1 rRNA gene (cut by a window edge) is annotated in these 1,741 nt (G+C 57.7%); it reads right to left on the bottom strand.

Going from position 1 to position 1,741, the window contains the following annotated elements:
* Positions 1 to 1,698: ribosomal RNA gene (locus ACIO9K_RS37860) — 23S ribosomal RNA — on the bottom strand (it extends 1,489 nt beyond the left edge of the window).
* Positions 1,699 to 1,741 lie beyond the last annotated feature (43 nt).

The raw sequence follows: 1,741 nt of genomic DNA, 5'->3' as shown, positions 1-1,741 counted from the left end.
GTCCTACACCCTTACCCCGGGACAACCACCGCCCGGGCTGGACTACCTTCCTGCGTCACCCCATCGCTCACCTACTACCCTCTTGGGTCACCGGCTCCACCACGTCCCATTGTCCGAAGACTCCGGGCCGGCTTCACGGGCTTAGCATCAAGAGGTTCAGCGTTGGCGCTTCAAAGCGGGTACGGGAATATCAACCCGTTGTCCATCGACTACGCCTGTCGGCCTCGCCTTAGGTCCCGACTTACCCTGGGCAGATCAGCTTGACCCAGGAACCCTTGGTCAATCGGCGCAAGAGTTTCCCACTCTTGTATCGCTACTCATGCCTGCATTCTCACTCGTATACCGTCCACGACTGGTTTCCACCGCCGCTTCACCCGGCACACGACGCTCCCCTACCCATCACAGCAGGCGTTAGCCCTTCATGCTGCAATGACACGACTTCGGTGATGTGCTTGAGCCCCGCTACATTGTCGGCGCGGAATCACTTGACCAGTGAGCTATTACGCACTCTTTCAAGGGTGGCTGCTTCTAAGCCAACCTCCTGGTTGTCTCTGCGACTCCACATCCTTTCCCACTTAGCACACGCTTAGGGACCTTAGTCGGTGTTCTGGGCTGTTTCCCTCTCGACCATGGAGCTTATCCCCCACAGTCTCACTGCCACGCTCTCACTTACCGGCATTCGGAGTTTGGCTAAGGTCAGTAACCCGGTAAGGCCCATCGCCTATCCAGTGCTCTACCTCCGGCAAGAAACACGTGACGCTGCACCTAAATGCATTTCGGGGAGAACCAGCTATAACGGAGTTTGATTGGCCTTTCACCCCTAACCACAGGTCATCCCCCAGGTTTTCAACCCTGGTGGGTTCGGTCCTCCACACGGTCTTACCCGCGCTTCAACCTGCCCATGGCTAGATCACTCCGCTTCGGGTCTTGGGCATGCAACTCAACCGCCCTATTCGGACTCGCTTTCGCTACGGCTACCCCACACGGGTTAACCTCGCTACACACCGCAAACTCGCAGGCTCATTCTTCAAAAGGCACGCAGTCACGGCCCACCAGCAAGCTGATGAACGACGCTCCCACGGCTTGTAGGCACACGGTTTCAGGTACTATTTCACTCCGCTCCCGCGGTACTTTTCACCATTCCCTCACGGTACTATCCGCTATCGGTCACCAGGGAATATTTAGGCTTAGCGGGTGGTCCCGCCAGATTCACACGGGATTTCTCGGGCCCCGTGCTACTTGGGAGTTTCTCAAACGAGCCGTACAGATTTCGTCTACGGGGGTCTTACCCTCTACGCCGGACCTTTCGCATGTCCTTCGACTACCCATACGGTTTCTGACTCGCCGACCGGCCGGCAGACCGATCAAGAAAAATCCCACGACCCCGCGATGGCAACCCCTGCCGGGTCTCACACCATCACGGTTTAGCCTCATCCGGTTTCGCTCGCCACTACTCCCGGAATCACGGTTGTTTTCTCTTCCTGCGGGTACTGAGATGTTTCACTTCCCCGCGTTCCCTCCACACTGCCTATGTGTTCAGCAGCGGGTGACAGCCCATGACGACTGCCGGGTTTCCCCATTCGGAAACCCCCGGATCAAAGCCTGGTTGACGGCTCCCCGGGGACTATCGTGGCCTCCCACGTCCTTCATCGGTTCCTGGTGCCAAGGCATCCACCGTGCGCCCTTAAAAACTTGGCCACAGATGCTCGCGTCCACTGTGCAGTTCTCAAACAACGACCAG

It is taken from the genome of Kitasatospora sp. NPDC087271 (assembly GCF_044744605.1).
In the GTDB taxonomy this organism is placed as follows: Bacteria; Actinomycetota; Actinomycetes; order Streptomycetales; family Streptomycetaceae; genus Kitasatospora.
This window is presented reverse-complemented; position numbering and strand designations above follow the sequence as displayed.